Source organism: Streptomyces griseus subsp. griseus, from assembly GCF_000720255.1.
GTDB classification, from domain to species: domain Bacteria; phylum Actinomycetota; class Actinomycetes; order Streptomycetales; family Streptomycetaceae; genus Streptomyces; species Streptomyces griseus_I.
Window position 1 is genome coordinate 23348 of sequence record NZ_JOJE01000034.1, and the last position, 22545, is coordinate 45892.

At 70.2% G+C, this 22545-nt stretch carries 26 protein-coding genes; 16 read left to right on the forward strand and 10 right to left on the reverse strand.

The window, feature by feature from the left end; all coding sequences use genetic code 11:
- Positions 1 to 60 precede the first annotated feature (60 nt).
- From IG99_RS33435 to IG99_RS33465, 7 genes are all read right to left on the reverse strand, one after another.
- Entirely contained in the window at positions 61 to 288 is a 228-nt protein-coding gene (locus IG99_RS33435) for a hypothetical protein (RefSeq protein WP_037680684.1), read from the reverse strand.
- Positions 289 to 997: 709 nt separating this feature from the next.
- Positions 998 to 2194, reverse strand: a complete 1197-nt coding sequence (locus IG99_RS44420) for a hypothetical protein (protein ID WP_051866189.1) — start codon at positions 2192 to 2194, stop codon at positions 998 to 1000.
- A gap of 106 nt (positions 2195 to 2300) precedes the next feature.
- The gene (locus IG99_RS33445) at positions 2301 to 3131 is read right to left on the reverse strand and encodes a DciA family protein (RefSeq protein ID WP_051866191.1); all 831 of its coding nucleotides are present in this window, start codon (positions 3129 to 3131) and stop codon (positions 2301 to 2303) included.
- Complete coding sequence (locus IG99_RS48055) at positions 3128 to 5362, reverse strand: hypothetical protein (protein ID WP_051866193.1); 2235 nt, start codon at positions 5360 to 5362, stop codon at positions 3128 to 3130. The genes IG99_RS33445 and IG99_RS48055 overlap by 4 nt, the downstream gene beginning before the upstream one ends.
- A gap of 849 nt (positions 5363 to 6211) precedes the next feature.
- Positions 6212 to 6511, reverse strand: a complete 300-nt coding sequence (locus tag IG99_RS33455; RefSeq protein ID WP_037680687.1) for a helix-turn-helix transcriptional regulator — start codon at positions 6509 to 6511, stop codon at positions 6212 to 6214.
- Between the two features lie 143 nt (positions 6512 to 6654).
- The gene (locus IG99_RS33460; protein WP_037680689.1) at positions 6655 to 7197 is read right to left on the reverse strand and encodes a GNAT family N-acetyltransferase; all 543 of its coding nucleotides are present in this window, start codon (positions 7195 to 7197) and stop codon (positions 6655 to 6657) included.
- Between the two features lie 8 nt (positions 7198 to 7205).
- On the reverse strand, positions 7206 to 8528 hold the full coding sequence (locus IG99_RS33465) for a hypothetical protein (protein WP_063768363.1): 1323 nt from the start codon (positions 8526 to 8528) through the stop codon (positions 7206 to 7208).
- Between the two features lie 221 nt (positions 8529 to 8749).
- Between IG99_RS33465 and IG99_RS33470 the strand changes: the two genes are divergently transcribed.
- Positions 8750 to 9034, forward strand: coding sequence for a hypothetical protein (locus IG99_RS33470; RefSeq protein WP_037680692.1), 285 nt, complete (start codon positions 8750 to 8752; stop codon positions 9032 to 9034).
- 43 nt (positions 9035 to 9077) lie between these two features.
- On the opposite strand, the gene IG99_RS33475 is transcribed toward IG99_RS33470, so the two are convergent.
- From IG99_RS33475 to IG99_RS33485, 3 genes are all read right to left on the reverse strand, one after another.
- Positions 9078 to 9404 carry a hypothetical protein gene (locus tag IG99_RS33475; RefSeq protein WP_037680694.1) on the reverse strand — a complete coding sequence of 109 codons (327 nt, stop codon included), beginning with the start codon at positions 9402 to 9404 and terminating at the stop codon, positions 9078 to 9080.
- Between the two features lie 85 nt (positions 9405 to 9489).
- A complete protein-coding gene (locus IG99_RS33480) occupies positions 9490 to 10050 on the reverse strand; it encodes a UTRA domain-containing protein (protein ID WP_037680695.1) in 561 nt (186 codons plus the stop codon).
- A gap of 81 nt (positions 10051 to 10131) precedes the next feature.
- Positions 10132 to 10935 carry a GntR family transcriptional regulator gene (locus IG99_RS33485; protein WP_037680768.1) on the reverse strand — a complete coding sequence of 268 codons (804 nt, stop codon included), beginning with the start codon at positions 10933 to 10935 and terminating at the stop codon, positions 10132 to 10134.
- A 316-nt stretch (positions 10936 to 11251) separates the two neighbouring features.
- Between IG99_RS33485 and IG99_RS33490 the strand changes: the two genes are divergently transcribed.
- From IG99_RS33490 to IG99_RS33555, 15 genes are all read left to right on the forward strand, one after another.
- Positions 11252 to 11650 (forward strand): hypothetical protein, encoded by a 399-nt coding sequence (locus IG99_RS33490; RefSeq protein ID WP_037680697.1) that lies wholly within the window; start codon positions 11252 to 11254, stop codon positions 11648 to 11650.
- A 662-nt stretch (positions 11651 to 12312) separates the two neighbouring features.
- Entirely contained in the window at positions 12313 to 12516 is a 204-nt protein-coding gene (locus IG99_RS33495) for a DUF5999 family protein (RefSeq protein ID WP_234312051.1), read from the forward strand.
- 146 nt (positions 12517 to 12662) lie between these two features.
- Complete coding sequence (locus tag IG99_RS33500) at positions 12663 to 12875, forward strand: hypothetical protein (protein WP_037680699.1); 213 nt, start codon at positions 12663 to 12665, stop codon at positions 12873 to 12875.
- A 108-nt stretch (positions 12876 to 12983) separates the two neighbouring features.
- On the forward strand, positions 12984 to 13451 hold the full coding sequence (locus IG99_RS33505) for a hypothetical protein (protein ID WP_037680701.1): 468 nt from the start codon (positions 12984 to 12986) through the stop codon (positions 13449 to 13451).
- On the forward strand, positions 13452 to 15596 hold the full coding sequence (locus IG99_RS33510) for an FtsK/SpoIIIE domain-containing protein (protein ID WP_037680703.1): 2145 nt from the start codon (positions 13452 to 13454) through the stop codon (positions 15594 to 15596).
- A 164-nt stretch (positions 15597 to 15760) separates the two neighbouring features.
- On the forward strand, positions 15761 to 17137 hold the full coding sequence (locus tag IG99_RS44430; protein ID WP_051866196.1) for a DUF2637 domain-containing protein: 1377 nt from the start codon (positions 15761 to 15763) through the stop codon (positions 17135 to 17137).
- Between the two features lie 8 nt (positions 17138 to 17145).
- The gene (locus IG99_RS49150) at positions 17146 to 17310 is read left to right on the forward strand and encodes a hypothetical protein (RefSeq protein WP_158973288.1); all 165 of its coding nucleotides are present in this window, start codon (positions 17146 to 17148) and stop codon (positions 17308 to 17310) included.
- Between the two features lie 224 nt (positions 17311 to 17534).
- Positions 17535 to 18041 carry a hypothetical protein gene (locus IG99_RS33520; protein WP_037680704.1) on the forward strand — a complete coding sequence of 169 codons (507 nt, stop codon included), beginning with the start codon at positions 17535 to 17537 and terminating at the stop codon, positions 18039 to 18041.
- Positions 17992 to 18519, forward strand: coding sequence for an RRQRL motif-containing zinc-binding protein (locus IG99_RS33525; RefSeq protein ID WP_324606156.1), 528 nt, complete (start codon positions 17992 to 17994; stop codon positions 18517 to 18519). The genes IG99_RS33520 and IG99_RS33525 overlap by 50 nt, the downstream gene beginning before the upstream one ends.
- A gap of 117 nt (positions 18520 to 18636) precedes the next feature.
- The gene (locus tag IG99_RS44435) at positions 18637 to 19245 is read left to right on the forward strand and encodes a hypothetical protein (RefSeq protein ID WP_051866198.1); all 609 of its coding nucleotides are present in this window, start codon (positions 18637 to 18639) and stop codon (positions 19243 to 19245) included.
- 84 nt (positions 19246 to 19329) lie between these two features.
- Complete coding sequence (locus IG99_RS33535; RefSeq protein WP_051866200.1) at positions 19330 to 19818, forward strand: Pycsar system effector family protein; 489 nt, start codon at positions 19330 to 19332, stop codon at positions 19816 to 19818.
- A 99-nt stretch (positions 19819 to 19917) separates the two neighbouring features.
- Positions 19918 to 20499, forward strand: coding sequence for a hypothetical protein (locus IG99_RS33540; protein WP_037680705.1), 582 nt, complete (start codon positions 19918 to 19920; stop codon positions 20497 to 20499).
- 107 nt (positions 20500 to 20606) lie between these two features.
- Positions 20607 to 20990, forward strand: a complete 384-nt coding sequence (locus IG99_RS33545) for a hypothetical protein (protein ID WP_037680706.1) — start codon at positions 20607 to 20609, stop codon at positions 20988 to 20990.
- 100 nt (positions 20991 to 21090) lie between these two features.
- Complete coding sequence (locus tag IG99_RS33550) at positions 21091 to 21792, forward strand: hypothetical protein (protein ID WP_037680707.1); 702 nt, start codon at positions 21091 to 21093, stop codon at positions 21790 to 21792.
- Between the two features lie 89 nt (positions 21793 to 21881).
- Positions 21882 to 22523, forward strand: a complete 642-nt coding sequence (locus IG99_RS33555; protein ID WP_037680708.1) for a hypothetical protein — start codon at positions 21882 to 21884, stop codon at positions 22521 to 22523.
- Positions 22524 to 22545 lie beyond the last annotated feature (22 nt).

A 22545-nucleotide genomic window follows, 5' to 3' on the forward strand; every position in this document is an offset into this window, starting at 1 on the left:
CTCCTTTTCGAGCCCGGAACGGGCCGGGGCCCGTCGGTGAGACGGGCCCCGGCGGATCGGTCAGAGCAGACGCTGGCGCAGTTCGGCGGCCAGCAGGCCGCCGGCCCCCAGGATGGCGAGGGCTTCCTCGAGCTTCATCCCGCGGGCGAGCAGGACGAACAGCGCGGCCAGGAGTATGACCAGCAGGAGTAAGGAAGCCAGCGGCGAGGCCTTGGCAGCGCTCGCCGGGGTGTTCGCGCACGGCCCGTTCTGCTCAGCAGGAACGGGCTCAGGAAGCAGGTACGACAAGGAAGTTGACTCCCAACAGGAGGCGGATGGTCAGCAAGCGGTCCGGAACTTGGTGCTCAAGTGCCTTGCAGGGCACGGGACTTCACGCCGGTGGTTGCAGCCACAGGCGCCAGCGAAACCCACGTTACCCACGCTTACGCGCGAGAATGCCGATTCAGTTCCCATTGGAGGCAAGCCGTAAATAAAGCGCCGACCTGTTATTTAACGACCGGAACGGAATTGTTCAAAGATTGGCTCACCGCCGCATTTAACAACCCGCGAATCTGCCTCATAAGTGCAGGTCAGGAAGCGTGTGGATCGGACACGCGGAACTTTCTGCCTACAGTCCTTGTGGAGGTTAATTATCCCCCTCATTCTTGAACTCGTTCCCACGTGCGCGTACGTACGCGCACTAGAGAGGCGCAGGTCCAACGGTCCGGACACGCACCGCAGAACGCAGGAGGCCCCGTTGCAGCGGGGCACCTCCGCAAGGTGGCACGGCCGACAGGTCAGCCACTGGACTTCCTTCCGCCCGACGATGACGACTCTCGCGGGCCGAAGGGCGTACGGCAAGAGGGCAGGGCCCGGCGGATTCCGCCGGGCCCTGCTGCCATGAGCCCGTTCCTCACCCCTTCAGGTCGGCCTCACGCCCTCCACGGCGATGTCCGGGGGCGCAACCTACGCCGTCCTGCCCAGCGAGGGCGTGGTCCCCGGAGGTGATCAGATCGGACTACACACCGAGCTCGTAGTGGCTGACGCCGTCGAACACCGTCACGGTGCCGTCGCGGCCCACGGTTCCCCACGGCTGCTCCGGCAGCGAGATGTTCTTGAAGGAGCCGCTGCAGCTCTCGCAGCAGTCGAACGAGTCCTGCCAGGCCGTCACGTCAGAATCCGTCGTCGGATTACGCATGGTGTGCCGGTCGTGGCCCTCGCAGTTCTCAGCCTGGCACGGCTCGCCGTGACCGCAGTCCGGTGTGCCGCATGGGCATGGCTGGTCGCACTCCGCCGGCTCCCACTTCTGTGTCGCCACCGCACGCTGCTGCGGCGTCATCCCGGGGCGATGCGGGGTGCCGAACTCCTGGTCGGTGAGAGTCCCGAGCACGGGCTGCGGAGCGACAGGAGCGGCGTAGGGGTCTCCGCAAAAGGGGCCGGCATCTATGTCAGGCGTGATCCAGGTACCGGTCCACCGCGGGTGGCGGTCGGTGATGGGGCTGCCGCACTGCGCGCAGAGCACCGCTGGGACGTCGTGTTGGCGCAGTAGGCGGGCGAGTTCGGCCCGCTGGAGCTCGGGGACGTGGTCGTAGTAGTCGAGCACGCCGGACATGGCCTGGGAGGTGTTCCAGGTGGCGGTGTCGACGGTGTCCTCCCAGGTGGTGTCCGGGCCGACCGTGTGGAGGAGACGCCATCCGAACACCGGCATGCCGGGCCCGTGCAATTCCGGCTCCTCGTGGAAGGCCTGCGGAACAGAGGCGGTGTAGTCGGGGCGGACCTTGCGGATCTCGGCCTCCAGGACTGGCCGGAGCGCACTGTGAAGGTCGTGCAGGGCGGCGAGCACTCCGGTTACCATCCGGTCCCGGCCCTGCTCACCGGCCTGGTGCCAGGCGCACAGCAGAATTCCCTCAAGAGGGCCGCCGACGACGACGGCCTGTTCGACGACTGCGGTGCCATCGTCAGCCAGGAGGACACGGTGGCGCATCGTCGACCCGTCGACGCTGCCCGTCCACTCCACGCGCTCGCCGGCCTGCACGGCCTTCACCGCGTCTACGGGAGCGGGAAACCGTTCGCCGAGGTCATCGAGCAGGTCGATGTCCCTCTGCGGGGCGTCGTCCCAATCCACCAGCTCCAAACGTGCGGGCTGGGCTGGAGCGGTCCGCACCGAGGCCCGTTTCTGGGGCGCCTTGCGGTCCTTCTTGCGCTTCTTCGGCATCCTCGTCAGTCTCCTTCACCGTCACGTGGCCTTCGATCCTTGCAGTCGGCGGCGGCCCTCAAGGCCCCGATCACCCGACCCGGCGAGACCAGCCCGCTGCTTCTGGTCACGCCGTACGCTCCAACGCGACTGCCGGGTCCTCGGGTTGTCCCGCAGCGGTGCTGTTCTGCCGGGCTGCTCGCTCGGTACGGGCCCGGCGCAGCGCAAGGGTGCGGGTGGCCTCGGCTTCACGGCGGCGCTGGATGCGGCCCGCTTCGATCGGGGCCGGCTGGTCGTCCGAGGACACCTCCGGCTCCGGGAACGCGCGGCGGCTCAGCTCGCGCATCGCCCGGTTCTGGCGTTCGACTGCCTGCGCGATGCCCTGGTCCACCCGCCGCGCGGGCGCGACGGACTGGTGCGCGGCGAGCGCCTGGCGGTAGCCCTCGGACGCCGACTCGCGGGTTTTCACCGGACCGTTGGGCGCGGCCGCCGGGGCGACAGCGTCCGGTTCGGACACAGGCACCGACCCTGGTGCGAGGATCCGCAGGCCGCGCACGACCGTACGGCCCGCCGACTCGTTCGCCGCCTGGACGACGCGGGCCTGCTCCAGGCGCAGCTTCGTCGCCCAGGCCGCCGACTCCGGGCACACGGTGAGCCGGCCGGAGTCGGCGTCGTACCCGACCGCGGCGACGTGCCCGGCGAACTCGGGGGCGATGGCCTCCCACCGCTCCCGCAGTGAAGCGCCGGCGGCCGGGAGCTCCCACGCCCGCTCGTTCACCAGCATGCCGATCGCGGCACCGAGCCCCAGCGGTTCGCGCCCGCCGTGCCGCACCGACGGCGTCATGCGCGGCTTCGCCTTCGCCGTACGGCCGTTGCCGCCGTTCTTCCGCGCCGTCTCCAGTGCGGCCCGCAACGCGACCCGCGCCAGGTCGACCCCCGACAGCTCGCCGCCGCTCATGACTGCTCCCAGGTGGTGTAGCCGAGGTTCAGGTGCCCGAGGCGGGACATCCGGGTCACCTGCGAGACGAACGCCCTCGTGAACAGCCGTTGCGCCGACACCTCGCCGTACCGGTCGATGTGGTCGAAGACGACCTGGTGGTCCTTCGCGGCGCGGTTGCGCCAGTCCAGGACCTGCTCGCGGGTCAGTTCCTCGAGGACCAGCGGCGTCTGGTCGACGACGTCGTCCTGCGGCTCCGGTGCGATGGCGGGTGCCGGGCGGGGAGCGGGCAGCACGATCGGGGCGGACGGCGCGGCCGGCTCATCGATGGCGGGGCGCACGACCGTGGCTTCGGCACGGGCCTTGGCGGCCGCCGCCTTCCGGGCCCGGACCTGCTCGAAGCGGTGCTCGCGGGCCCAGGCCTGGGCGGTCACGGTCTCGTGCAGCTGCCGCTCGGTCGCCGTACGGCGCTCCTCCGGCGAGGCGTACGGCATCGCGGCGTCGACGGCGGCCGCGACCGCCTGGCGCCGGTCACGGCTGTCGAAGCGCCGGTCTTCGCACCGCGGGCACTCACGGCCCGAGTCGAGCAGCACGCCCTCGTCGCACAGCTTTTCGCCGCACTCCTGACGCTGGGGCAGAGCACGGCTGACCAGCCAGCCCACGGGGCTCGTGATCGGCGCGCCCAGACGCATCTGCTCCTCCAGACGCCGGGTGAGGCGGTCGGCGAGGATCTGCGGCGCGTCGACGCGGCCCGCGAACCCCTCCACCAGGAGCAGCTCGGTGCGAGTCGCGGACTCCACCAGCTTCCGGGCGCCCCGACGCTCCAGGCGCTCCCACACCAGCCGGACCGGCTCCAAGATCACCCGCAGGTCTTCCGGCGGCAGCGGCACCCTCCCCCGCTGCTGCCTGCCCTGACCCGCACCGTCCACGGCCCGCACCGAAGCGCCGACCACCGACCCGCAGTCGCCCTCATCGCTGATCGACGGGGACTTCTCACGCTGTTCCCCGCGAAGCGGGCCGCCCTTGCCGTCGACCAGGCGCAGCTCGTCAGCGGCATCAGCGTCCGGGGCCTGGTCCTCGCACGTACCCGCGCGCTCCGGCCGACCACCGGTCCCACCACGGCCTTCGCCGGAAAACCCACAAGAGAGCTCAAGCGACCCACCAGGAGTAACCCCAGAAGCGTGAGAGGCGTGAAGGTGTGCAGCAACGGCGAGGTCTGCCGTATCGGCCTCCTGACCCTGCCCGGCACCCGACACCCCAGTAACCGCAAGGGTCCCAGCGTCCTCGCCAGTCTCAAGATCTCCGGATGCAGTAACAGCAAGGTCTGAAAACACGGCGTCGGCGGCCTTGCGGGCCTCCCGTACGAGCAGACCGTGCGCCTGGGCGACCGGCAGCAGCCGCACCCGGCTGCGCGCGTTCATCTGGGACGCCGTCTCGCGCCGGTCCACCGTCACCGTGCCCCGCTCCTCCAGCCGAGCCAGGACCTTCGCCCCGCCCGACGGCGAGCAGCCCAGCAGCCGGCCGACCGTCGCCGCCGGACGGCCCCGCTCGGTGTCCACCGACCCCGGGCACAGCTTCAGCCAGCCCTTGGAGTTCGTCGACAGCACCATCAGCAGCAGCCCGAGCCGGTCCGTGGCCGCCCCGCGCCCCGTACGGTCCGCGAGCATCCCGGCCGGGGTCACCCGCCCGTCCTTGTGCGCCCAGCCCGGCGCGAACAAGACCTCGATCAGCTTGAGCAGCACCGCCAGCTCCACCCGCGACAGCGCCAGGACGTGCCGCCGGTCCCCGGCCTGCTGCGCCCGGTACATCGGGATCACCCAGCACTCCAGGCCCGTCGCCCGCCCGGCCGCGCTGTTCGTCTCGTTCGACCCGAGCACGCCGCGGTCGCGCAGCTCCGGCAACACCGTGTGCGCGACCCGGGACTTCCCCAGCCCGAGCCACCGGCCCAGCTCCGCAGTAGTGATCTCCGTGCTGTAGTCGGCAGCGACCCGGGCCTTCGCCAGCAGCACCACCGACGCCAGCCGCGTGGCGTCACACGCCCCGTCCAGCGCCGGGCCCGACACCAGCGCACGCACCGCCGCGAGCAGCCGCGTGCGCATCGTCTCCGTCAACTGGAGCGGGTTGCCCAGCTCCAGCGGAACGACCGGACCGGCCTGAGCCGGAACCGACCGCAGCCGAGAGCGCGGCGCCCCGCCGATGAACTCCGAGCGAGGGGGCACGAGCGGGGCGGCCCACGCCGCGACCGCGCTCACTGGACACCCCGCAGAGACGTCAGAACATGATCCATCCAGCGACCATGGACCAGATCACCTGTGGATAGATTCTGCTCAGCCGCAGATACCCCCGGCACTCCCGCACGGCGGGCAACAATCTTGGAACCCGTCCCGCCACACGGGACGACACCCTCCCGGACGCCGCCGTCGACGCAGTTGTCGACGACCTCCGAGAGCGGGTGCACGAGCGGGGCTGCAGACACCGCGACCACGCTCATCGAGCAGACCTCGAAAGAGCTGCTCTTGGAGCTTCCTACTGGAAGACCCTCTTCCTGTACGAAGCGGGTAAAGCCGAATGAACCGGACGCCGATTCCGTCACGCGGGAAGATCGCCGCGCCTGAACCGGGGTGAAACGGACATGCTCAAGCTGACAGGGGACACCACTCTCGGGCACTATGAGAAACGACCTGCCTTCCATATGCGTGGACCGACCAAGCCCCTCGGGGCCGGCCGAGCCGGGTGTGCGGATGGGTTGGGTACGCCCCCTCCGTGAGGAGCGGGCGACGCCGATGGGTGGGGGAGATTTCTCCTCTCGTTTCGGTGGTGGTTGATCGCAGAAGCCCCTGTGGTGGGGGCCCTGCGGGCGGACTGCTGTCGATAGGTGTCCTTTCGGTTGGTACTGCCGCGGCTGTGGTGGCCGTGGTTAGTGCAGTGGCCCTGATGAGGGGCCGATTGGGAAATGTGCGGCTCGATGAGCCGCAGCTCAGGACCGGTGACAGCCGGGACCTGAGCGGCCGACGCGGGTGGTTAATCCGGTCGGTAGACGGGCCGCGCGAGGCCAGCGGGTGGTAAGTCCGCTCCTTGGCGCGCGCGGCCGATGACCTAGGTCATCCCGACCCCCTTGATTCCGAGGCCGGCGTCGGCATGCCCTCATCCAGTTCCGCAGCTTGCGGGAACCGCTCGGCAAGCCGCTTGAGCAGGTGCATGTAGACCGCGCGGTGAGGACGACGCGGATGGGTCTGCCCCAACTCCCAACGAGCCACGGCGAGGCGCTTCACGCCCACAGCGTCCGCAACCTCCTGCTGGGTGAGGCCCGCAGCGAGACGCAGCTGCTGCCGCACGCGCGGCGGTGGCAAGACGTCATCGAGTAGGGCGTCCACCCGCTCCAAGGGGTTCGCGTCGGACATGGCCCAGCCTTTCAAGATCGATGATCTCCTGAAAGATACACGACGGGAGTGATCTTTGCCATCGCCGAACGATGCGCCGACAGTGTCGTGTTCAGACCGGACCCGCTTCGTCCTCCCGGCGCAGTGCACGAACCGTGTCGCCATCACCAGCTCCACTCGTGGGCGAGGACGGAGAACAGCACGCTGTCGCGCCACTGCCCGTTGGTGAAGACGTGGTCCCGCAGCGCGCCTTCGCGGGTGAACCCAAGCTGCTGCACGACGGCGGTCGAGGCGATGTTGTCCGGGCCGATCGCTGTGGTGATCCGGTGGAGACCGAGGTCCTTGAACGCGTACGTGACCAGAGCGCGGGCCGCGTCCGTGGCGTAGCCGCGGCCCCACTCCTTCGCTGCGATGGCGTAGCCCAACTTCCCAGCCTGGACACCGCTGAGCCCGATCCGGGCGAACCCGATCACGCGGTCGTCGTCGCGCTTGGTCACCCCGAAGTAGAACTCCGTCCGCGGTTCCTGCCGGGCGCGCTCGAGCGTGCCCTCGATCATGGCGACGGCCTGGTCGCGGTCACGGCTGTCGAAGCTGAGCCACGTCGTGACCTTGTCGTCCCCGATGATCGCCAGGACGTCGTCGACGTCCTGCATGCAGAACTCCCGCAGCACGACGGTGCTGCCGGTGACGCGGATCGGATACGGCAACGGAACTCCTAACGGGGCAGAGACTTCAGAGGCGTACGGGTGAAGACCTCGATCTGCTCCTGCAGATCGGCGCCGGCATCGGCGAGCGGCGAGTCCCGCAGCGCGCGGTGCACCCGCTGCGTGCAGGTGATGATCCCGTTGATGCGCTGCTCGGGAACGAGCCCGAGGACCGGTGCAACGGCCTCTTCGGCGCCTTCCAGCTCGCCAGCCTGGATGCGCGCGATGGCCAAAGCGCTGTGGGAGCCGGCCTGATCGCCGAAGGCCCACTCCGGAGACGAGTTGTCCGCGTAGGCCTCCACGGCCCGCGTGGCGTAGTCGCCTGCGGCTTCAGCCTGCGACGGCAGCCACGACAGGGCTTCCGCCGCGTAGTAGATCTGCCGGGTACGGCCGAAGCTGCACAGGCCACCGAGCTCGTCGACCTCGTCCTCCTGGACGAGGTCCCACGCGCTCTCCGCTCGCTCGATGGCGGCCCGTGCCGCGTTCGCGTTGCCGAGGGCCGCCCAGGCGCGGGCCTCGTTCATCGGCAGCCACACGCTGGAGGTGTTGGTCGCGGCGAATTCGGCGCCGGACTGGGCGTACTTGACGGACTCTCGCGTGCGGCCAGCCCAGTACGAGACCAGGGACTGGATGCCGCGGATCCACGCACGCAGGCCGTTGTGGTCGGCGTTGTCCGCGCAGACGAACGCCGTCCGCGCCTGGGTCAGGGCCGCGTGCGGGTCGGCGAGGTCGTGCGAGGCCTTCGCGAGCAGTCCCCCGGTGACCCCGGCGAGGAAGTACAGCTGGCGCGCCTGAGAGGGGCGGCGCTGCTGTTCCAGCAGGGTGAAGACCGTGTCCTGCGTCGTGATCAGATCGGGCAGCAGCTCCGACAGGGGCATCTGCGGGTAGTCCGTCGCCAGACGCTGGACGTCCGCGTGTACCTGCTCCATGACGTCGGATGTCAGCTCCGTCTGACCTGCTGCAAGGGCGAAACTCTTAGCGCGTCGTGCTGCCATTTCAATCAACTCCCGGTCCGCAGTCGGCTGCCCTGTGGCCAGGACCAGCCCCGTGGATTCGTCCACCGCCGGTAAGGCTTCGCCGCCCCAAGGGGCGAGAAGCGCATCGATCGGCTTGCCGAACATCTGTTGCAGAACACGGCGCATGACTGGGGTGGTGCTGGCCCGCTCTCCACTGGCCAGCCGCCGCAGGTGCCGAGTGCTGAGGGTGACGTCCTCACCCAGCTCATCGGCGAGACGCCCGAAGTCACGGACGATCTCTTCATATGTGCGCGGCTGCTGGCGCAGCAGGAACTCCAACGTGGTGCGTGGATCCCCCTTGCGTGCGTTGCCGGCCACCAGTCCTCCCGAGTCACGAATACGTGCTCTGCAGCGCCAGTGTCGTGCCGCGACGACGGCTAGTCAGCAGAGCGAGAGCCCTGGTCCGCCAGCGGTCCTCTTCATGTCCCGGACTGGTCCGGTACGGGGCCGCTGCCGGACCTCGTTTGGTCATGCTCCCCCATCAGACGGTTGTGATCAGCAAATTCATGCGATCCAGCGGCGAGTTGAGGAGGGACACCATGACCGACGATCGGCATCTGGTGACCGACGCGCACGGCCGCTCCACTGACCTCACATCCAACGCTCCCGTCATCGGCTGCCGTTGCGGTGAGCGCGCACCGCTGCCGAGGACACGGCACTGGGCCCGAGCCGCCGTGGCCATCACGGCGATCCTGACCGTTGGCCTGGTCGTCTCGGTCCTGCTCCTGGTGGTCCGGGACATCGTCACCACCGTGGCCGGCACCGGCGTTACCGGGTTGATTCTGAAGGCCCTGCTGGCGCCCTCCAACAGGAGGGACCGGTGAGCGCCATGGTGGAAACGACGATGCCGTGGGCATCAGGACCAGCTCATTTGTTTGCCGCGAGTCGGGCCTGGACGATGTACGCGTACGCGGCCCCCAAGGCTCCGTACTGTGCACCGCCTTCAGTGACGAGGGCTGCGTCAGCCGCGTCGGCCGCGTTCTTGAGCTGGCGAGCGACGGCGTCCGGCACAGTTGGTGCCTCCGCGAACTCCTGCAGCCGCATGACCATTACGTCCAGCGCAGCATCCCTGGACACGCCGGCGGGGGGCCCTTCCGAGCTCACGAGGGCGGGGATCCAGCCGTTGTCAGCGTCGAGCGCGCTGCGGAGCTCTTCCACCAGCTCTTCGCTGGTCAGGCGCTTTCCGGCGTTCATGTTGGGCTCAGTCTCCAGGAGTTCAGAAGGAGGGGGCCGGTCGGTGCCCTGCCCAGGGCAGGGCACCGACTCGTGCCGCACGGACTCAGGCGAGCGGAACGGAGAACCGCAGCGTCCAGCCCTTCGCAAGCACGTGCTGGGTCACCTCAACCACTCGCCCGTCGGCCGTGCGACCGATGTGGTTGATGGTCAGCACGTCCGAACCCTCCGGCAGACCGAGGCGCGCAGCCTCGTCCGCGGTGGCCGGGCGCAGCGCGATGTCCTCGGTAGCGGTGTCGCCCTGGTCGAAGCCCGCCTCCTTCATCCGGCTGATGATGCCGCCCACGCCGGTGTCCACCTGCTCGACACCGGCGGCCTCAGCGACATCGACCGGGATGTACGTGGTGGCGAGCTGCACCAGGCGGTCGCCGTCGAACATCTCGCGAGCGCGAACGACGACCTCGCCACTGGCGCCCAGCAGCTCGGCAACGTCGCCCGGGGCCGCCGCACGGCTGACGGAGACCTCGGAACGAGGCGCCAGTCCGGTGCGCTGCAGCTCAGCGTCGAACGCACCGCGTGCACCGTTCTCCTCACGCTGAGCGGTGGTGTACCGGGTGCGGGCGTCGCGCACGATCGTGCCGGTCTCGGTGATCTCGTTGCTGGCCATGTGGTTCAAGCTCCTAGCTGTTGTGGTCAATGGGTATTCGGTCCGCCCCAGCTCGGGGAGCGGGACGGGGGGTCCTACAGGTCACCCGGGTTCCGGGCTGTCGATGGGCCACTCGTACGCGAGCGCCCATTTGTTTCGCGGCAGTACGTGCAGGCAGATCTCCACCACGCGGTGTTCGGAGGTCAGGCCTTTGTGCGTGATCTCCAGGACGGACTGGTCGGCAGGAATCCCGAGTGCCTTGGCCTCGTCCGAGGACGGTGCCCTGACCTCGACTTCCTCGCGAAGGCGAACCTGCTTGAAGCCCGCTTCGGCCAGCCTCGACTTGCTGCCCCCAGTGCCCGTCTCCAGGTCTGCAAGGACAGGGCAGGCGTCGACGACGTCGGGCGGGAACCAGCTTGTCGCGACCTGGATGACTTCGGCCGCATCCTCGTTGCCGGGCTGGCACGCGGACATGATCCGCGCGCGCTTCAGGGTCTTGGCGCGGTGGTGCATGCCGAATATCTCCGCCACCTTCTTGGGCGGCACGTCACGGTCGATGACCACCTGGTTCTTGAGGCTGAGGCCTCGAGCCTTCAGCTCCGCCTGGAAGGCTCCGGCGGCGCCGCCGGCTTCGCGAATCGCGGCCAGGTAGCGCGTGGTTCGGTCGGAGAGGAGCTTCCCGACCACCAGCGAAACGAAGGTGCCCTTCCCGCGGCGCGAGAACACCAGGCCCTCGCCCTCCAGCAGCCCGTAGACATCACGGGCGGTCTGGTAGGCGATGCCGTGATCCTTCTGGAGCTGGGGGACGCCAGGCAGGCGGGACCCCGGCGGCAGCGCGCCGCGCTCGATCTTGTCCCGGATGTCGGCGGCGATCCGCTCAACCTTCCCGGGCTCCTTCTTGGGCACCAGTTGCCTGTCCTTCCCCTTCGTGGCCGGCCAGCTGATCTCGCTGCCCGACGCGCACAGCATGACATGTCTAGTTGTCTCTCGAAAGTCGGAACACTCGGCGCATGTTTTCCTCCCCATGAAAGCGCAGGTCAAGCCACATTCAGAACATTGGTTAGCTAGACAGGTTGACACCCGCTGGATAGCGGCGTTGTAATCGAGGTGCTCCAGCGGCGGTGAGTAGCCGAACGCAAGGAGTAGCCACCCCGTCATGCCATGGCGCTGCTTGGCATGCCCGAACGCTCCGAGCCCGCCCCACCGAAGGGAGCACCACCCCATGAACGTCACCAGCCGCCCCGCCGCCAGCCTCGCCACCGAGGACTTCGACATGGAGACCCAGGAGCTGCTGGACGCGATCGAGGTGGAGCTGCCGGAGTTCGGCGACGTCGACCTGGACGTCGCGTTCGGAACGCCGCTGGAGATGCACGAGTTCGTGACCCCGGACGAGCTGGCCCGCTGGGACGCCGCCTCCAGCCTCAAGAAGGGCCGGAAGGCCGCGCAGGACCAGGTCGCCCACGACTTCGCGGCGCGCAGGGCCGCAGCCGAGGACATCCTCGCGACGGACCCCTCGATCACCGAGCTGGTCCGCGAGCGCCTGGTCGACGCGCTCATCCCCTACGCCGCGCAGCTGCGCATCGCGCCGCCGGCCGCCGCGCTTCTGCCCGTCGCGGCCTAGCTCCAGCCGGGTCCTCACGGACCCGGCTCCCCCACCCGGAACCGCCCACGAGGGCGGCGCCGGATGAGGGAGCCGGACTCGGATCCCGACAGCACCAGACGCCCAAGGTGAGGCCCGCCATCGCGGTGGGTGGATCTGCGGAGTGGCCGTTCCTTCTCAACTCCACATCGAACATCCGGCGCTACGACTAGCCGGCACCTCCGAGCAAGAGATCTGCGGAGGGGTGCCACCAGGTGAGTCCTCTGGTTGAACCGGCCCAGTCCGCAGGGGATGCGGACCGCCAGCCCGCAGGCGAGATGCGGGACAGGCAACAGCGACAAGCCAGCCCTGCCGCGCAGACAGCTTCCGAAGCACCTTTTCCCTTGCCGCCCTCGGGCGGACAAGCGATCCGAACGCGCGGTGAGAAAGGGCGAAGATCGCGGGCCCCGTGGGAAGTAGCACGACCGGTTCGAGTCCGGTCCGGGGCACTGCGGCCATGCGCCGCTCGGAGCAGGGCATCCCGCCCGCCCGAAACGACGACAACCCCCAAGGGATGAGGCCCCACGGGGGTTGTCCAGGACCTTGCTGGAGGCCCTGATGCTCATCAGCATCGCACGCCCGATCGGCAACACCGACTCCGACCCGGACATGGACGAGGCCCTGCGCCGCGCCCGAGGCGGGAAGTGATCGCCGTGAACTGCCGCCACCAGACCCCGTGTCCGCCGGCGAACAGCTCGGACCGCGAGGCCGCGCACATCGTCTCCCATCACCCCGAGCAGGGCTGGTCGCTGCTGTGTAACGGCGTCCTGGTCTTCGACGACACCGGCGAGCTGCTGCCGGACGGCAGCGTCATCGCCCCGCACCGGCCGCTCGCTATCGCGGCCTGAACCCCCGGCGTTGCCCAGTCGCCACCGGCCCGCCCTGCGGCCCGGTGGCGGTGGAGAGCGACGGAAGTTCCCTTCCCCGCTCGTTCGGCCCTCCCCGCGATGGCTGAGGAGCACATCCCCAACTCCCCTGTCCCCAGGAGGACTCAATGATCACCATCCCCGTCGCGCTGCTCTCCGGCGGCGCGGTCTGGCTGCTGTGGAAGGCGGACCTGGCGATGGGCGCCGTGATCGCGGCGCTGATCTGCGGCTACGCCCTGGCCACGTCCCCGATCGCCGGGGCGATCAACGGCATCGGCTCCGGCATCGCCACGGCGGTGCAGAACGCCGGCGACAACAGCCAGGCCAGCAGCAGCCGGTGAACCTGCCGTCTGCCCGTGGCTCCGGGCCCCGGTCCGGAACCGCGGGGAGGTGACAGAGCCCCCGCCCGCACAACCCCCTGATCCCTCTCCGGAAGGACTCCCACCCACATGAGCGACGACACCGGTAGCTCCGAGGTCAAGGTCGGCTCGGACCTCCACAAGATGATCCAGCAGCTCGAGAAGATCGAGTTCAAGACCGACCGCGACCTCTACAACTACGCGAAGCTCCTGCGCGCGATCGGCTTCGAGTTGTACACGCGCGTGGCGTTCGACGCCGACATGATCACCGCGATCCTCAGCCAGTACAAGGGCAAGTGGTACACGTTCGGCCTCCAGTCCAAGATCCGCGCGAAGCTGGTCGGCGCCCACCTCAAGGCGGGTGCGTCGGCGGCGAAGGTGCTCGGACTGGCGGGCGTGAAAATGTACGCGAGCTTCGTCAAACACTTCATCCGGCCCGAGCAGGAAGCCGAGGCCGAGGCCCGCAAGGGCAAGGGCTCGAAGAAGCCCGGGTTCTCCATCGGTGACAAGCCGTCTGACACCGCCGGGAAGCCCGGCGAAGCAGGAAGGGCCGCCTAAATGGCACGCCGCGCATCTCGTTCGAAGAAGTTCGACCCCCGCAGCGACGAAGAGATCCAGGAGAGCCGCGGTGCCCGGCTCACCTACGGCGGGCCCTGGGCGGTCACCGTCCTCGGGCCGCTCCCCGTGGAGCTCGCGCACGTCGCGCTCACCGGCAACCCCACCGCCCTGGCGCTCGCCTCGCTGGGGCTGGCCGGCACCGGCGCGGCCGTGTGCCGCCTGATGTCCCACATCGACGCCAAGGCCAAGCGCCCCAAGGACCAGCGGATCTGGCACCAGGTCAACACCGGTGTCGTCACCGCCGCTGCCACCCTGGGCACGGTCGTCGGCGTCGACACCCCGGCAACGGCCGCGGCCTGGTTCCTCGGGGGCGTCGGGATGGCGGCCGCGAACAACCTCTGGAGCAAGTTCTACAAGGCGGGCTCGGAGAAGAGCGCCAGCCGGTGGGAGAAGCTCGAGAGCGAGATCGGCCTGGCCAAGCACGAGCTGAAGGAGGCCGCCTCCAACGGCAAGGGCACCGTGATCGCCACGGTGGAGGCCAAGGACGGCGCGACCGCCGACGACCTCGCGCGCAGGATCCCCGCGATGGCTTCGGCCCTGAAGCTGGGCAAGGGACGCATCACCCACACCGTGGACGATGACGACTCCTCCCAGGTCACCCTGCGCGTGCAGGTCGCCGACCTGCTCAAGGAGGGCTTCCCCTGGCGCGGCCCGTCCGCGTTCGGCGCGTCCATCGGCGACGTTCCGATCCGCACCGGCCGCTACGAGGACGGCGAGGACGTCCTGCTCAACCTCACCGGCATGCTGCGCGACCCGGGCCCGCTGTCCAACGGCAACGTTGAGCACTGCATCGCGATGGGCGTGAACGGTGCCGGTAAGACGCAGGGCAACCAGCTCATCATCACCGAGGTCGGCACCCGCACCGAGGCCTCTGTGATCGTGATCGACTGCTCGAAGTTCCAGCAGGACTTCGGGCACGTCCGGCACGGCATCGAGTGGCCGATCGACAAGAAGGACGCCGCCCGGCGATTCTTCAAGATCCTGCCCAACGCGATCGAGAAGCGCACCGACTTCCTCGCCGCGAAGGGCATGTCGAAGTGGGAGCCCGGCTGCGGCCTCAACTTCCTCGTCATCATCGGTGAGGAAGCCGCGGACTTCGCCGCCGACAACGAGCACTACCAGAAGATCCTGCGCACGGCGCGCGCCGCCGGCATCTGGATCCTGACGTCCATCCAGCGTGCGACGCACAACAACATGGACACCGACTCCCGCGCCAACTCGCCCGCTGGCCTGTGCTTCGGCCTGCGGGACGGCGCCGACTCCCAGTACTGCCTGCCGGACGAGGCCGTGGAGGCCGGCGCCTGGCCGCAGTGGGGCAACCGCAAGCCGGGTTACCACTACGCGGCGGGCCTGGGCATCCCGGAGGAGCGGTGGCACGTCACCGCCCGCACCGAGCTGGCCAGCAAGCGCGACCAGGCCGACGCCATCACCGCAGGCGCGGCGATCCGCACCCCGCTGGACGCGACCACCGCTGAGGCGTTCGGCGACCTGTACACCAACCGCACCACGTACGACGCCCCCCTGCTGCCCAAGGAGGAGGGAGAGGAGAACAACCCCCAGCAGCAGGCGGCTCCGGCCCCCGCCGCCCCCGCGGCCTCCCCGGCCGCGGCGGCGCCGGCCTACTCCGGACCGCCCGAGGAGGAGATGGACGACGTGGACGAGGACACCATCGCGCGCGAAGTCGAGGAGCTCAACGAGATGCTGCAGAACGTGCTGGACGAGGACCCCGAGCCCGGCGAGTACGACCACCTGCGCATCGAGGACGAGATCGAGGCCCCGGCCGACGACGCCCCCGTCCTCTCGCTGGGCGGCGACGACGACGCCGACAAGCTCACCAGCGAGCAGGGCCGCCAGGAGCTCTACAAGCGGCTCGACACGTGGGTGCGCGAAGGCAAACTGTCGTTTGCTCCCCGCGAGGTCACCGACATCCTCCTGCGGGTCGGCCTGGCCGACACCAAGCGCTGGTTCTACCGCGAGCGCGACCGCCTCATCGAGCGCAAGGTGATCTCCGAGGACGAGTCCGAGGAGGGCTTCGGCCACTACGACATCCTCCGCTCCCCCCTCTCCAGCGACAACGGAGAGTAGTCAAAACCGGGTGCGCACGGTGCGCAGCGTCGCGCACCGTGCGCACCCGTCCCCGCCCCAGGTAGGGACCCCGCACCCTGGCCGCGCACCACCCAATGCGTACCGGTTTGTCCCGCGCGCACGGTGCGCACCGACGCCGTGCGCACCTTACGGAAGGTAATCGAATGGCAGACCGCCCCGAGGCGCCGCCGCCCTTCACCAAGGCCCAGAAGTGGGCCATCGGCATCGCCGGAATCTTCTTCGCAGGCCTCGCCGGACTCGGTGGATACGGCTCCTTCGCCGCCGTCGAAGACGTCGCCCGCACCTACGGCTTCGGATCCCACTCCTGGATCGTCCCCATCGGCGTTGACCTGGGCATTCTCGCCCTCCTGGTCGTCGACCTGGTCCTGGAGCAGCTCGACATGCCCCTCGCCCCCCTCCGGTGGCTCGCATGGGCGTTCACGGCTGCAACAATCTGGTTCAACATGGCGGCAGTTGATACCGATTTGCCCTGGCACGAGCGCGTCACCGGCCAGGGCATGCACGCCGCCATGCCGGTGCTGTTCGTCGCGTTCATGGAGGGCGTCCGGCACGCCGTACGGCGCCGCACCGGGATGACCTCCGAGCGCCGCATGGACGGCATCCGGCTCAGCCGCTGGTTCCTGGACCCCGTCGGCACATTCGGCATCTGGCGCCGGATGGTCCTCTGGGAGGTCCGCTCCTACCGGATCGGCCTGATCCTGGAGCGGCACCGCCGCAAGGTGATCGGGGACCTCCGGTCCCGGTACGGGCGCCGCTGGCGCAGCAAGGCCCCCGCAGAGAAGCTGTGGCCCCTTCGCGGCGGCATGCTGGACCTCGCCCTGGAGCTGACGGGGACCACAGCGGGGACCAACCCCACCGTCGGCGGGGACCACCCCGCCCTCCCGGCCCCCACCACGGACACGACGGCCCCCGCCCTGGCCCCCAGTTCGGGGGCCACGGTCCCCGAACTGGCCCCCGCACCGGCTCACCCGGTCCCCGCCCCGGCAGGGACCACCGCCCCGGCAGGGACCGCCACCAGCGAAGAGACCGGCCCCCGCACCTCCGGGACCGCCGCCGCACACACCCACACGGCGGGGACCATCACCGTGAAGGTCCCCAACGACAGCCACACCGACGGGGACCACACCGCTCCGGCGGGGACCACCGACGGGGACCACACCGGCACCGAGGGGACCACCCCGGCCAACGCGGCCCCCGCCAACGGCCCCCGCCCCCAGCACCCGGGAGCCACTGGCCCCGTCGCTGAGGGCCGCTACCCGGAGATGGACCTCTCCCAGGGGGCCAACTCCCGCGCCCGCGAGTACAGCGTGGCCCCCGCGCGGCCCGACATCGACGACGTCAAGCTCGCCGAAGCCCGGGACCTCGCGCGCGGCATCATCCGCGCCGGATCCAGCAAGGTCTCGCGCCGCTCGCTCAAGGCCGCCGGCCTCACCGGCAAGACGGAGACCGTCCAGGCGCTCGCCGATCTCCTCAACGAGGAAATCGCCAACGGCGAGCTCGTCCTGGACGAGACCGCGTAACGCCCCGCATGAACCACGAACCGGAGGAAGACACCGTGGACTTCACGTTCGACTTCACCGAGCAGCGGGACGAACCGATCGAGCTGCCGCTCGCGGACGGCCCCACCCACCCGCCGACGATCCTGCTGCGGGGCCAGGTCATGGCCTCGCGCTGGCACACGCTGACCGACTGACCCGAGCCGAGCTGTTGAAGCCAGCTCGGCTCGATCGGCTGCACAGCAGGAGGCCCGCACCGACAACGCCGGTACGGGCCTCCTGCTGTCCGCAGATGTTCCGACAGCTCCAAGGGCTCCGAGGTGTTGAAGCCACCCCGGAGCCCCTGAAGAGGCCGGAGCCTCCCCGGGCGATCTCACGCCAAATGACCCGCCCGAGCTCCCCATCTGAGGAGGACACCATCATGCCGTCCTACGGCGAGCAGCCCCAGACCGCATACCTGCCGACTCCACTGCCGCCCCAGTACGGGCAGGCACCCGCCCCCGCCTACGGCCAGCACGTCGTCCCGCTCCCCCAGGGCACGGTCGTCTACCCGCCGACCGCCGGCCTGGACGGCGTGGTCGTCGTCCCCGGCCCGTACGGCCAGCAGACGGCCTACTACACGCCGCCGCCCGCCCCGGCCCCGCAGCCGCTCGTCTCCCCGCTCCTGATCAAGGCCGCCCTGGTGGCCTTCATCGTCGGCATCGGCGGCGTCGGCGTCTTCTTCCTGATCCACGCGATCGTGGAGCTGGTCAACGCGCTCGTCACCCTCGGGCTCATCGGCCTCGCAGGCCTGGGCGGCTGGATCCTGCTGAAGCTGTTCACCACCACGGGCACCGGACGCGGCGACACCATCAACGTCAGCGCCAAGGGACGCTCCCGTGTCCAGGTCCACACCGGCCGCGGACACAACCGTGGCCGTCGCCGCTGAACTCAAGTCCCCGGCCGATGAGCCGGTCGTCCGGGACATCGACCTGTACGGCGACGGCGACGTCTTCCCCACCTACGGCTACCTCAAGGTGCCCGGCGCGGCAGAGATCCGCAAAGCCGCCCGGGGCGAGGGCCCCGTCCCCGCAACCGGGTTAGCCACCCGCCGCCAGTTACGCGCGATGGGCCTGTGCCCCGGCGGCCACGAGCCCGTCGCCCAGATGGTCTGGCGCACCGGCAAGCGCATGGCCTGGCTGTACAGCCTCGAGCTCGCCAAGCCCAAACGCGTGCCGACGCTCGCTCAGGAAGCCGCGCTCGACAAGGCCATGGCCCGACGCCAGACCTGCCCGAAGTGCCGCCGAAGGTACTTCCGGTGCCTCCCGCTCAAAACGCTCGGCATGTGCCTGGAGTGCCACGACGGCACCCCCGCAGACCCAGCCGACTACGTCTCCGCTGCCACGCAGTGGCTGACGGCTGCCTGATCCACCCGGCCCGCCCCACGGCGGCCCGGGTGGTGAGGGGGAGCCGGACAGCCCGGCCATTCGACCCTGCACCATCCCGCCCGTGTCGCAGTCGACCACCGCGAAGGAGAAGACCCGGTGACTGACCCCACCGAGCCCCGCGAGCCCGAACCCACCGTCCCGCCGATGGAGACGATCGCCGACAGCGACCGCCAGCCGCCCCGCCGCAGCCCTGCCCACACCACCACCGTTCCGAGGCCGGCGCCCATACGGACCCGCGACGACATCCCGCCCGGCGCCCTCGCCGTCGGCGCGATCCTCGGCACCGCCACCCTGATCCTCATCCTCAAGTGGGGCATCCCGAAGGCGATCGACTGGTACCACCACCAGGACTGGGCGTGGTTCACCCAGTGGACCGCCACGGTGAGCGATCCCGTCCACGCCTACCTGAGCGCGCACACCGCCGGCCTTCCGCTGACGGCCTCCAGCGCGGTCAACATCTGGTTGGGCGTCGGCGCTGTCTCCCTTGTGCTGGCCTGGTTCACCGGCGCGGTCGGCGCCCGCCTGACGTACACCGCGCACGGCGCGGCCACCGTGTACATGGTGTGGGCGTCCTCGCCCCCTGCCGGCCGCACCGTCGCCGCCGCGCTGGCCGTGCTGGCCTGGACGATCGGCTCGCTCTTCGCGCTGCGAGGCCTGTCCCTGCGTCCCGTGATCGTCCTGCCCGGGTGCGCCCGCCGGTCCTGACGGCTGCCTGAGCCACCCGTACCGCCCACGGCGGGCCGGGTGGTGACGGGGAGCCGGACAGCCCGGCCGGAAGGGAACTCGCCCATGACCGCCGCCCCCGACATCGCGATCCCGGCCGCGCACGGCCTGAGCAAGAACCTGGACGACGCGTGCCACGACGTCGAAGCGAAGATCGCGCGGACCGACTCGAAGGCCTCTTTACTGCTGGCCTTCGACGGCGCGGTCCTCGCCGGGCTCGCCAGCGTCGCCGACAAGGACCTGCCGCTGGCCGCCCAGGTCGCCGGAGGCCTTGCCGTCCTCGCGCTCGCGGCCGCCGCCGTGCTGCTCCTCCTGGTCGTGCGCCCCAACCTCGGAGGCCGGGGCCGCGTCGTCCGCGAAGGCTTCCCCTGCTGGGCGCAGTTGAGCGAAGACGAGCTGCTCAGCGCGATGCGCACGGACACCCGCGCCACCCGGGTCAGGTCGCTGTCCCTCATCGTGGTCGCCAAGTTCGAACGCCTGACCCGCGCGGTCGACACGATCCTCGCCGCGCTCGCCCTGCTCCTGGCCGCCGCCGTCCTCGCGGTCGCCGGATGAGCAGCTGGCCGTACGCGCTCGTCCTGGTCCTCATCGCCGTGGCGGCCACCGCCGCCGCCCGGCGCACCCACCAAGTCGACACTGACAAGGAGTAGCCCCGTGGCCCTCACCCTGTTCGCCCGCCGCCCCGCCCCCGTCGAACCGCCGGCGCCCGAGCCCGCGCCGTGGCCGGAGATCGGCGAGACCTGGAAGCCCGAGGGCGTCAACGTCGTCCAGCGGTACTACAACCAGGCCCACGCGGTCGTCCTCGTCTACACCGCCGACGACGGGAAGACCGGCACCTACTACGCGGTCGCCTGCCTGGGCTGCCACTTCGCCTCCGCGCAGGACGGGCGGCGCAGCTACAACACGCGCTACAGCCTCGCGGACGCCGCGAAGACGGCCAACGAGCACGCCACGACCTGCCGCGCGCTGCCCCGCGACCTCCCCGCCCGCCCGGACGACGACACCGCGCGCGAGCAGCTGCACGCCTGGGTGCGCGGTGCCCGCCGCCGCAAGGAAGACGTCCAGGTGTGGATCTCCGACCTGGACCTGATCCGCCTCACGCTCCAGCGCACCAACGACTGGATCGTGGGCGTGCTCCAGCAGCTGGCCGTCGACCAGCCGGAGATCCTGCGCATCGAGCGCAGCCAGTACAGCGACTACGTCTCCTACTCCGCACGCCGCCTCCCGGAGGACTGACCGGCGCTCTCCGTACGGTCCCGCCCGCCGCGCGTCGGCGGCCGGGGCCGTGCGGTGTCCGCCCGGTCAGCAGAGACCAGGCGACCGGCCCTCCCCTGGAGGTCACCGTGCCCCTCGCCCGCCGCTCCCTGATGGACATCGCCGCCGAACGCTTCGGCTGGCGCCGCGCCTACGGCACCGCCACCCAGGTCGACGAACTGCTCACCGAGCAGACCGAGACCGCCTACCGCGCGGCCGCCGGCCATGTGGCCCTGGCCACCGCGAAGAACACCGACGTCCTCGCCGTGCAGCCCGGCGTCGTCGACGCACGCGGCCGCGTCCTGGCCGACGTCCTCTTCCTCGAGGGACTGCTCGCCGGGGCCCGCAACAACGGCCTGGCCCCGGAGCTCATCGAGCGCCTGGAGGACGTCGTCGACCACGGCCACGAGCTGACCGTGCTGCTCGCCGACACGATCCGCACCACCGCCGCCGCCCACACGGACGGCCGCTGAGACGCCCGGGGCGGCCGCAGGCTTCCAGACCCGGCCGCCCCGGAGCAGCACCCCTCCTCCCACCAGAGCGCAATCCGACAGAAGAAGGAGCACCCCAATCATGAACCGAGCCGTACGCCGCGCCACCATCGTCGTCGCCGACGCCGCCACCGAAGGCCTGGACATGGCGACTGTCGTGATCGGCGGCGCCATCGGCGCCTGGGCGGGCTACACCTACTACCCCGACACCTGGTCCGGCGACTGGCGCCTCGCGGTCACCGGCGCCGTCGCGGTCGTCGCCGCCGTCGCCATCAACAGCATGGCGGACCTGTTCCTCACCCCGCTGCGCCGCCTGATCGCCAAGGCCCGCTACAACCGGCCGCAGACCAGCGTCCACACCGCCCCGGCCGCACCGGACACCCTGGACGAGGGCCTGGCCCAGGTCGTCGCCGCGACCGAGGACGACGCCGCCCACCGCGCCGCCAGCGCGGCGTTCCACATCGACCGCGGCGACAACTTCCTGCGGGACGAGAACCGGTGGCGCGGCTACGAGAACGGCGAGGCGTCCTTCCACCTGGCCCCCGGCGTTTGGCTTCACTACGCCAGCACCGAGGCCAAGTACGGCGGGGATCACCGCTTCACGCTGCTGACCGGCGACGGTGACGAGCCGGTGACCATCCACAGCATCGACCAGATCCGCCACCACCTCGCCGCCCGCGCCGCCGGCCTCCCGGCCTTCCCGGCCACGGCCGCCGACGCCAGCGAGGACCGCGACGTCCTGCTCGATGACATCGAGGACCTCACCGGCCTGCACGCGAACTGACGGACTGCCCGTTCCGCCCCGACCCGCAGCCGTGCGGGCCGGGGCGGTGCGGTAGCCCCTCAGCCCGCCCGCCCCGGAAGGACACCCACGTGCAGTTCTTCAAGAACAAGCAGCCGGACCAGATGACCATCCGGCGCTCCGGCCTGTTCGTCTCCAAGAAGCTCACCGCCGACATCGAGGCCGCCGCGCCCATCGCCCAGCGCCTGGTCCGCGAGCACTACGGCCGCCGCCCGGTCGTCCCCGTCGAACTCGTGGTCACCAAGACCAATAAGCTCTCCGGCCTGGTCGCTCAGTCGCTGGGCGTCGCCGCCGGCATCAAGTACGAGGTGTGGCGCGACAAGGTGCTATCCCTGACCGCCCGTCCCGGCGACATCTACGCCGTCACCGTGGCCGGTCCCCAGAACTCGATCCGGATCTTCCTCAACGCCCAGCGCCTGCGCCGCCGCAAGGGCCAGGAGGTCGGCCCCACGCTCGTCTACGCGATGGTCGAAGTCGACCAGCTGTGCCGCAAGGGCGGCCCCGACGCGCAGATCGCCCTCGCCCGCCACGAGATGGGCACGCACGTGCTCAACAAGGCCGCCCTCAAGAAGCTCTACAAGGAGCTCGTGGCGCGCGAGGACGAAGCGGAGAAGGCCACCCAGAAGATCATGGGCAAGGTCGTGCGCAACCACCGCCGCCAGGAGGCCGAAGCCCAACGGCAGGTACCCGCCGCGGCCCCCGGACGGTCCTGACCCTTCACCGTGCTGCCCCGGC

Coding starts and splice junctions, on each gene's coding strand:
- IG99_RS44420 (WP_051866189.1), bottom strand. CDS start 2,194: ATGCCGAAGAAGCGCAAGAAGGACCGCAAGGCGCCCCAGAAACGGGCC.
- IG99_RS33445 (WP_051866191.1), bottom strand. CDS start 3,131: ATGAGCGGCGGCGAGCTGTCGGGGGTCGACCTGGCGCGGGTCGCGTTG.
- IG99_RS33455 (WP_037680687.1), bottom strand. CDS start 6,511: ATGTCCGACGCGAACCCCTTGGAGCGGGTGGACGCCCTACTCGATGAC.
- IG99_RS33470 (WP_037680692.1), top strand. CDS start 8,750: ATGACCGACGATCGGCATCTGGTGACCGACGCGCACGGCCGCTCCACT.
- IG99_RS33475 (WP_037680694.1), bottom strand. CDS start 9,404: ATGAACGCCGGAAAGCGCCTGACCAGCGAAGAGCTGGTGGAAGAGCTC.
- IG99_RS33480 (WP_037680695.1), bottom strand. CDS start 10,050: ATGGCCAGCAACGAGATCACCGAGACCGGCACGATCGTGCGCGACGCC.
- IG99_RS33490 (WP_037680697.1), top strand. CDS start 11,252: ATGAACGTCACCAGCCGCCCCGCCGCCAGCCTCGCCACCGAGGACTTC.
- IG99_RS33500 (WP_037680699.1), top strand. CDS start 12,663: ATGATCACCATCCCCGTCGCGCTGCTCTCCGGCGGCGCGGTCTGGCTG.
- IG99_RS33505 (WP_037680701.1), top strand. CDS start 12,984: ATGAGCGACGACACCGGTAGCTCCGAGGTCAAGGTCGGCTCGGACCTC.
- IG99_RS33510 (WP_037680703.1), top strand. CDS start 13,452: ATGGCACGCCGCGCATCTCGTTCGAAGAAGTTCGACCCCCGCAGCGAC.
- IG99_RS44430 (WP_051866196.1), top strand. CDS start 15,761: ATGGCAGACCGCCCCGAGGCGCCGCCGCCCTTCACCAAGGCCCAGAAG.
- IG99_RS49150 (WP_158973288.1), top strand. CDS start 17,146: ATGAACCACGAACCGGAGGAAGACACCGTGGACTTCACGTTCGACTTC.
- IG99_RS33520 (WP_037680704.1), top strand. CDS start 17,535: ATGCCGTCCTACGGCGAGCAGCCCCAGACCGCATACCTGCCGACTCCA.
- IG99_RS33535 (WP_051866200.1), top strand. CDS start 19,330: ATGACCGCCGCCCCCGACATCGCGATCCCGGCCGCGCACGGCCTGAGC.
- IG99_RS33550 (WP_037680707.1), top strand. CDS start 21,091: ATGAACCGAGCCGTACGCCGCGCCACCATCGTCGTCGCCGACGCCGCC.